Source organism: Pseudorhodoplanes sp., assembly GCF_035565795.1.
Classification (GTDB): domain Bacteria; phylum Pseudomonadota; class Alphaproteobacteria; order Rhizobiales; family Xanthobacteraceae; genus Pseudorhodoplanes.
Genome location: NZ_DATMRV010000088.1, coordinates 19,002 through 27,224, shown reverse-complemented (window position 1 = coordinate 27,224; position 8,223 = coordinate 19,002). Strand labels below are relative to the sequence as shown.

The window sequence follows — 8,223 nt, the reverse complement described above, 5'->3', positions numbered from 1 at the left end:
GGGCGCCATGGGTTGCGGCATGGCGGTCAATCTCGTGAAGGCGGGCTTCACCGTATCCGCATTCGATCCGTCGGCAGAAGCGCGCGCAAACTTCGAGAGCCGCAGCGGCGCGAAGGCCGTTTCTACTCCGCGTGAAGCCTGTGAGAACCAGGACGCCATCGTGACGATGCTGGGTGATGGCAAGGTGGTGCGCGCCGCCCTGTTCGGCGGCGACGCCCCCATCGCGGCGGCGAAAGAAGGCACCCTGGTGATAGACTGCTCCTCGTCATCGCCGCCGGATACGCTCGCCCTCGGCAAGGAGCTGGCACAACGCGGCATCGGGCTGATCGATTCACCCGTCTCGGGCGCGCAGAAGGGCGCGGATGACGGCACGCTGACGCTGATGGTCGGCGGCGACGCGGCGCTCGTACAGCGCGCGGACAGAATCCTGCGCGCGATGGGCAAGTCGATCTTCCATACCGGGCCGCTCGGCGCCGGCCATGCGATGAAGACCATCAACAACTACGTCGCCGCACTGAACCTCATCTCGGCTCTGCAGGGGCTGTTGGTCGGTCAGAAATATGGCCTTGATCCCGAGCAGATGGTCGACATCATAAACGCGTCCTACGGACGGAACGCCGCGACCGAGTTCGTGTTGAAGCAGCAGGTCACCTCAGGCAAGTTCGCCGCCAATTTCAAGATGTGGCTTGCGGCGAAAGATGCGCGCGTGATGGCCGAGACGGCAAGTCACGTCGGCTTCTCGGCGCCGCTGCCGCAGGATGTGACCGCGCTGTTTGCCGATGCAGAGAAAAAGCTCGGCCGCGATGTCGATTTCACAAATCTCTACAAATATCTCGACACGTTCTGGGAGAAGAACGCGGAGTAGTTTTGCGGCGCTGGTTTACACGCCGCTGAACACCGGCTTCCTTCGCTCGCGAAACGCCGCAAGCCCCTCCTGTCCGTCCGGACCGCGCGTCACCTCTTTCTGGTAGCGAGCCTCAAGCGCCAGCACATCATCGAAGCTGCGGTCCCCGGACAGGATATCCTTGGTCGCACGGAAGGCCGCTGTGGGACCGCTTGCGATCAGATTGGCGAGTTCTGCAGTCCGCTCGGAAAGTCTGTCCGCGGGCACCGCCTCGTTGATCAGTCCGATCCCGGCGGCCTCACTCCCACTCAGCATCCGGCCCGTGAACACCAGTTCGGCCGCGCGATGCCGTCCGAGTCTTTGCTGAAAAAAGTAGTGCCCGCCGGAATCGAGGACCGCGCCGATGCGGCGGAACGGGCTGCCGAAGATGGCATCATCCGATGCGATGGTGATGTCGCAGGCGAGCGCCAGCCCCAGTCCGAACCCGAGCGCAGGCCCGCGCACGGCGGATATCGTTGGCGCCGGCAGCGTATAGAGCCGCTGCAGCACCGGGCCGATCCGATTGAGCAGGATGTCGTGCGCGTCTTCGCCTTCGGGATTGATCTCGCGCACATCGCGACCCGAGCAGAAGCTTTCGCCCGCCCCACGGATCACCAGGCAACGCGCACCCCGCACGCGCTCGCTCGCGAGCAACTCGCCAAGCGCTTCCATCTCGGTCAGTTTCAGGCTGTTCTTCGTCTGCGGGCGGTCGATCTCGAGCACCAGCAGCGGCCCCTCATCGATCAACCGAAATGCGTCGCTCATCGTCGCGCCCTCCGCAATGACCCGGCGTTCGGCGTGGCTGCCTCCGCCGGCTCGTAATAGCCGAACGCCTTGCTCAATTCCTTCGCCTTTCCCATCACCAGACTGGCCAGTTGCTTGTGCATCGCCGGCTTGTAGCGGATCATCGGCATGGTGATGCCGAGTGATCCCATCACGTTGCCGTCGGCATCGAGTACGACCCGGGCGAAACCGATAGCCTCCGGAAAGATTTCCCCTTCAGCCGACGCATAACCGCGCTCGCGGATCTCCTGCAGCGCGTCTCGCATCTCCTTCAGGGTTGGCGGCGGATTGCCGGCGGGCGACGGCCCTGCCTCCGCTACCGCCTTGGCAACCACGTCGTCCGGCAGATATGCCAGCATGCACCGGCCGACCGCGCCCCAGGCCACCTTTTGTTCCATCAGCGGTTCAAAGTGATAGCCGAGCGGATGCGGTGAGCGCGCCACCACGGTTCCGACGAAGCGGCGCGAGGCTGGCAGATACATCGCAAAATAGCAGGTCTCGTGACAGGCATCGCGCAAGGCTTCAAGGATTGGCCGCGCGATTTCGTCGATGTCGATCTGCCGCGTGACGAGCGAGGAAATGCGGAACAGTTCGCGCCCCGCGCGATAGCGTTGCGTCGTGGCGCGCTGTTCGATCAGTCCTTGCGTCATCAGAAGCTTGAGCAGCCTGTGCACAGTGCTTGGCGGCAGAGACAGCCGCTGCGCAAACTCCTTGACCGATATCTCTCCGCCCATCTCGGCGACGCATTGCAGGAGGCGCACAACGCGGACCACCGTGCTGGTTGCTTCTTCAGACACTGAGCTGTCCTTTTTCGTGCGCGCTGACTACCGTCTTCGCTTGTCAGACCCACTATCGGCCTCTATCCTACTGAGTGGAAAAGCATTCCGCTAGAAGGAATGACACCGGATGGGAGGAAATGACTGAGCGTCGGCACACACCTGCCGCCGCGGTCGCCCGGGACGCGCTTGCCTCGCCTATGACCGGCGATGTGGTGCCGACCGGCGAGCGTCGGCCTGCGCCCGCGGTGTCCGCTCAACCGCTGCTGAGCGTCGACGACCTTCACGTCAGCTTCGCGACCGATGTGGTGACGGTGCGCGCCGTCGAAGGCTTCAGCCTGCAGGTCAGTCCCGGCGAAATCGTCGCACTCGTCGGCGAATCCGGCTCCGGTAAATCGGTCTCTGCCCATTCCATCATGCGACTGCTGCCCCGCACCGGACGGATTCCGCGCGGGCGCATCATGTTCGAAAGCCGCGACCTGCTCGCACTGCCCGAAGAGCAGATGCGCGACGTGCGCGGCCGGGAAATCGCGATGATCTTCCAGGAGCCGATGACCTCGCTCAATCCGGTCCTGCCGATAGGGCTGCAGATCATCGAGCCGCTGCAATTCCATCTCGGAATGAGTACGCAACAGGCCCATGCGCGCGCCGCCGAGTTGTTGCGGCTGGTCGGCATTTCCGATCCCGAACAGCGCCTGAAGCAATATCCCCATCAGTTCTCCGGTGGCATGCGCCAGCGCGTCATGATCGCGATCGGACTGGCCTGCAATCCCAAGCTGATCATCGCCGACGAACCGACGACTGCACTCGATGTCACGATTCAGGCGCAGATCCTCGAGCTGATGAAGTCGCTGTCGCGCGACCTCGGCATCGCACTGATCATCATTACCCATAATCTTGGAATCGTTGCGCGCTACGCGCATCGCGTGGTGGTGATGTATTCCGGCCGCGTGGTCGAACAGGGCGATGCTGACGCCGTCTTTCACCGCCCGCGCCATCCCTACACGATGGGGCTTCTGCGATCGGTGCCGCGCCTCGATCGCCCACGCACGGGCCAGCTCGAAACCATCGAAGGCTTACCGCCCTCCGCCACCGATCAACTGCCCGGCTGTCGCTTCGCGCCGCGCTGTCCTTTCCGCTTGCCCGCCTGCGACGTGCCTCCCCCGCTCGCACCCACCGATACGGGAGGGCTCTCGGCCTGCATCCGCGCGCAGGACATCGCCGCAGGGAAGCTTGCCTGGAAAAAGGCTGACGCCGCGACGTCCAGCGATGCGCCGCAGGACACGCAACCGCCTGTCCTCTCCATCCGCGGACTGACAAAGCATTTCCCGGTCAAGACCGGACTTCTGGCGCGCACTCATCAGGTGCGCGCGGTGGAGGACGTGAGCTTCGAGGTCGGCCCGGGCGAGACGCTCGGTCTCGTCGGCGAATCCGGATGCGGCAAGAGCACGGTCGGACGCTTGATCCTGCGGCTGGAGACTCCGACAAACGGCTCGATTGCATTCGGGGGCCGCGACTTCCGCGATATGGGCCGCGCCGAATTCAAGGCAATGCGGCGGAAGATCCAGGCGGTGTTCCAGGATCCTTATTCATCGCTCAATCCGCGGATGACGACGGGACAGATCATCGCCGAACCGCTGAAAGTCTACGGGCTTTCACGGGACAGCGCGGCGGCGCGAGAACGAGTCGCGACCCTTCTCAACGAGGTCGGCCTGCGGCCCGAAATGGCGGAACGCTATCCGCATCAGCTCTCCGGCGGGCAGCGCCAGCGTGTCGGCATCGCGCGGGCGCTCGCGATCGAGCCGGAATTCATCGTGTGCGATGAAGCAGTGTCTGCACTGGACGTGTCCATCCAGGGGCAGATCGTCAATCTCCTGGAATCGTTGCAGCGAAAGCGCGCCCTCTCCTATCTGTTTATCGCGCATGATCTCGCCGTGGTCCGGCACATCTCCTCGCGCATCGTCGTGATGTATCTCGGCCGCGTCATGGAAACCGCCGACCGCGACGAACTGTGCGAACGCCCGATGCATCCCTACACAAAGCTGCTGCTGGACGCTGCGCCAATTCCCGATCCGACGGTTGAGAAGGAGCGCGCACCGCGGCTGATCAAGGGCGAATTGCCGAGCCCGCTTGCTCCACCCACGGGCTGCGTGTTTCACACGCGCTGTCCGATCGCTACGGCCGAATGCCGCGCGGACGTCCCCGCGCTGCGTGACATCCGACCCGGCCACGCCGTGGCCTGCATCAAGGTCTGAACAGGGAGTTGCGCGCATGTTCCGCTACGTCGCCAACCGCCTGCTGCTCGCGATTCCGACGCTGATCGGCGTCGCGATCATCACCTTCTTCGTTCTCCGCGTGCTTCCCGGCGACATCGTCGAAGCGAAACTTCGCGGTGATGGCGCGACCGTAACGGTCGATGTCATCGAACGCGAGCGCGCACGTCTCGGTCTCGACAAGCCGCGCACCGAGCAATTCGTCGACTGGATGAAGGGGCTCGCGCGGCTCGACCTCGGCAATTCGATGTGGACCGGCCGACCGGTGATCGAGGAAGTCGGCGCGCGTTTCGAGATCACGTTCCAGATCGCGCTGATGGCAACGCTCATCGGCTGTTTCATCGCGATCCCACTCGGGACAATGGCGGCGCTCTATCGCGGGACCTGGATCGACACCGCGGTGCGCATCTTCGCGGTCGCAGGGCTCGCGGTCCCGAGCTTCTGGCTCGGCATGCTGATCATCCTCGCCATGTTATGGAGCATCGGCACCCTGCCGCCACTCACCTTCACCCCGATCTGGCAGAACCCGGCAGCCAATCTGTGGCAACTGATCTGGCCCGCGCTTGCGGTCGGCTACAGATTCGCGGCGGTGCTGACCCGCATCGTGCGCTCATCGCTGCTTGAGGTGCTGGGCGAAGATTACATCCGGACAGCGCGCGCCAAGGGCGTCATCGAATCCGTCATTGTGCGGCGTCACGCGCTGCGCAACGCGCTCCTTCCCGCGGTCACCGTGATCGGGCTGGAGTTCGCCTTCCTCCTCGGCGGCCTTGTCGTCACCGAGCAGGTGTTCAGCCTGAACGGGCTCGGCAAGCTGTTCGTGCAGAGCGTCGCGCGGCATGACTTCACCCTGATCCAGGGCATGGTGATGCTGTTCGCGACCTTCTATATCGCGACCAATCTCGTGATCGACCTCGTCTACGCCGCGCTCGATCCGCGCGTCCGGTACCAGTGAGGGCGCCATGACCGACACCACGCTCCGTCCCGCAAAGCGTCCGTCCTGGCTGCGCAATCCTGTCGTGGATTTCTGCATCAAGCAGCCGGCCGGCATGGTCGCGCTGCTGGTGCTGCTGGTCATGATGTTCGCGGGAATCTTTGCGGAACATATCGCGCCGTACGATCCGGTGCGTAACAATCTCGCCAACATGCTGCAGCCGCCGAGCTGGAAGCATCTGCTTGGCACCGATCCGTTCGGCCGCGACATCCTCTCGCGCATCATCTACGGCGCCCGCACCGCCCTGATCATCGGCCTGTCGTCGGCTTTTCTCGGCTGTACCATCGGCGCGATTATCGGAGCTGCGTCCGCCTATTTCGGCGGGAAGATCGACAACGCGATCCAGCGTTGCATCGACCTGATGTTGTCCTTCCCGCTGATCGTGCTGGCGCTCGTTGTGGTCGCCGTGCTGGGCCGCTGGCTGGTGTTCGGGATCGATATGAACCTGATCTTCGCAATTGCCATCCCGATCATCCCGCAGGTCGCGCGCGTGATCCGCTCGTCCGCGCTGGTGATCCGCAACCTGCCCTATGTCGATGCGGCCCGGATTGCGGGCTATTCGAACACTCGCATTGTGCTGCGCCACATGATCCCAAATCTGATGGCGCCGTATCTCATCATGCTGACCGCCTATATCGCACAGGCGATCCTGCTGGAGGCAGTTCTTTCGTTCCTGGGCCTCGGCGTCGCTGAGCCAGTGCCGGCATGGGGCCTGATGCTTTCGGGCAGCGCCTCGGACTTCTTCGAGGAGGCACCGTGGATCGTGATCTTTCCAGGCCTCGCCATCAGCCTTGCGGTGTTCGCATTCAACCTGCTGGGTGACGCGCTGCGCGACTGGCTCGACCCGAAATTCAAGACCTAAGGCGCCGACGCCTTTGCATCCTCGCGGATCATCGCGGCGCCCTTTTCTCCGATCATGATCGTGGGCGCATTGGTATTGCCGGTCGTGATCTTCGGCATGATCGACGCGTCGATCACACGCAAGCCTCCGATGCCGTGCACACGCAGGCGCGGATCGACAACGGCCTGCGGATCGATACCCATCCGGCACGTACCGACCGGATGAAAGACCGTGGACGTGTGCATGCGCGCGAACTCGGTCAGCGCTGCATCGTCCTGCGCTTCCGGTCCCGGCACGGTTTCCGCCGCCACCACATCGGCAATCGCCGGCTGCGCGAAAATGCGGCGCGCAAGACGGATGCCCGCGAGCGTCACCTCCATGTCTTCGGGCGCCGAAAAATAGTTCGGCCGGATTTCCGGCGCACGCTTCGGATCGGGTGAGACGGCCATGATGGTGCCGCGGCTTTCCGGGTTCACCGCACACACCGCCGCGGTCATGCCGGGCTCGCGTTCCAATTCGCCGAAGCGGCTGCGATCGTAACTGCCGGGCGTGAACAGAATTTGCAGGTCAGGACTGATCCGGCCTTCGCGCATCCGCGCGAACACACTCGCGGTGGAAACGCCGAAGGTCAGCGCCCCGGTCCCGAACAGGCACCAGCGCGCGATCTCTCGCACCAGCAATGCACCACGGCGGAGCTGATTGACCGAGACTTCCCCGCGCACGCGATAAGCCAACAACGCCGCAAGATGATCGATCAGGTTCGAGCCGACACCCGGCAGGTCGTGCACCACCGGCACGCCGATCGCCTGCAGATGCGCCGCGGGTCCAATGCCGGACAATTGCAGAAGCTGCGGCGAATTGACTGCGCCGCCGCACAGAATGACCTCGCGCTTCGCTCGCACCTGATGCACTGCGCCGCCGCGCTCATACTCCACGCCAACGGCGCGCTTGCCGTCGAACAGAATGCGCCGTGCCAGAGCACCGGTCTCGACCTGCAGATTAGGGCGCCGCCGCGCCGGCCGCAGAAAAGCACGCGCGGCAGAGTGGCGAATGCGCCGATTGCGGCTCATCTGCGAATAACCGACGCCCTCAGGCTGCGATCCGTTAAGATCCGGCGTAAACGGGACGCCGGCCTGCACGGCTGCTTTCACAAAATGATGGGTAAGTGGAAGAATGGTGCGATAGTCCTCGACGGCCATCTCGCCGTCACGCCCGCGATAGTCGTCCTCGCCGCCAATACGCCGCTCTGACTTGCGGAAGAACGGCAACACCTCGGACGCGCTCCAGCCGGCACAGCCCATCTGCGCCCAGTCGTCATAATCAGCGGGATGGCCGCGCAGATACAGCATTCCGTTGATCGCACTCGATCCGCCGAGCACCTTGCCGCGCGGCCAGCCGAGCGCGCGATTGCCGATGCCGGGTTCCGGCGCAGCCGTGTAATTCCAGTTCACCACCGGGTGCCGCAGCAGCGTCACCATCCCCGCCGGGATATGGATCATGGGCCGCCAGTCGCTCGGCCCCGCTTCCAGCAGCAGCACGCGGTGACCGTCTTCCGAAAGCCGCGCGGCGACCACGCAGCCCGCAGAGCCTGCGCCGACGACGATGAAATCAGCTTCGGCAACGCTCATAGCCTGCCCCAAAGAAAAAGGCGGGGCCTTGCGGCCCCGCCTGCAGCA

At 64.1% G+C, this 8,223-nt stretch carries 7 protein-coding genes; 4 read left to right on the top strand and 3 right to left on the bottom strand.

Going from position 1 to position 8,223, the window contains the following annotated elements:
- A partial coding sequence (locus VNZ93_RS08560) for an NAD(P)-dependent oxidoreductase (RefSeq protein WP_325702925.1) occupies positions 1–865 on the top strand: 865 nt, incomplete at its 5' end.
- A gap of 15 nt (positions 866–880) precedes the next feature.
- On the opposite strand, the gene VNZ93_RS08555 is transcribed toward VNZ93_RS08560, so the two are convergent.
- Positions 881–1,648 (bottom strand): enoyl-CoA hydratase/isomerase family protein, encoded by a 768-nt coding sequence (locus VNZ93_RS08555; RefSeq protein ID WP_325702922.1) that lies wholly within the window; start codon positions 1,646–1,648, stop codon positions 881–883.
- The gene (locus VNZ93_RS08550) at positions 1,645–2,463 is read right to left on the bottom strand and encodes an IclR family transcriptional regulator (protein WP_325702919.1); all 819 of its coding nucleotides are present in this window, start codon (positions 2,461–2,463) and stop codon (positions 1,645–1,647) included. The genes VNZ93_RS08555 and VNZ93_RS08550 overlap by 4 nt, the downstream gene beginning before the upstream one ends.
- A 119-nt stretch (positions 2,464–2,582) precedes the next feature.
- Between VNZ93_RS08550 and VNZ93_RS08545 the strand changes: the two genes are divergently transcribed.
- From VNZ93_RS08545 to VNZ93_RS08535, 3 genes are read left to right on the top strand one after another with little or no spacing between them, the layout of a single operon-like run.
- A complete protein-coding gene (locus tag VNZ93_RS08545) occupies positions 2,583–4,697 on the top strand; it encodes an ABC transporter ATP-binding protein (protein WP_325702916.1) in 2,115 nt (704 codons plus the stop codon).
- 16 nt (positions 4,698–4,713) lie between these two features.
- A complete protein-coding gene (locus tag VNZ93_RS08540) occupies positions 4,714–5,667 on the top strand; it encodes an ABC transporter permease (protein ID WP_325702913.1) in 954 nt (317 codons plus the stop codon).
- Between the two features lie 7 nt (positions 5,668–5,674).
- On the top strand, positions 5,675–6,568 hold the full coding sequence (locus tag VNZ93_RS08535; RefSeq protein WP_325702910.1) for an ABC transporter permease: 894 nt from the start codon (positions 5,675–5,677) through the stop codon (positions 6,566–6,568).
- On the opposite strand, the gene VNZ93_RS08530 is transcribed toward VNZ93_RS08535, so the two are convergent.
- Positions 6,565–8,175 (bottom strand): GMC family oxidoreductase, encoded by a 1,611-nt coding sequence (locus VNZ93_RS08530; RefSeq protein ID WP_325702907.1) that lies wholly within the window; start codon positions 8,173–8,175, stop codon positions 6,565–6,567. The genes VNZ93_RS08535 and VNZ93_RS08530 overlap by 4 nt on opposite strands.
- Positions 8,176–8,223 lie beyond the last annotated feature (48 nt).

Bases quoted from the DNA above. Each gene is read 5' to 3' on its own strand.
- VNZ93_RS08555 (WP_325702922.1), bottom strand. From the start codon at position 1,648: ATGAGCGACGCATTTCGGTTGATCGATGAGGGGCCGCTGCTGGTGCTC.
- VNZ93_RS08545 (WP_325702916.1), top strand. From the start codon at position 2,583: ATGACTGAGCGTCGGCACACACCTGCCGCCGCGGTCGCCCGGGACGCG.
- VNZ93_RS08540 (WP_325702913.1), top strand. From the start codon at position 4,714: ATGTTCCGCTACGTCGCCAACCGCCTGCTGCTCGCGATTCCGACGCTG.
- VNZ93_RS08535 (WP_325702910.1), top strand. From the start codon at position 5,675: ATGACCGACACCACGCTCCGTCCCGCAAAGCGTCCGTCCTGGCTGCGC.
- VNZ93_RS08530 (WP_325702907.1), bottom strand. From the start codon at position 8,175: ATGAGCGTTGCCGAAGCTGATTTCATCGTCGTCGGCGCAGGCTCTGCG.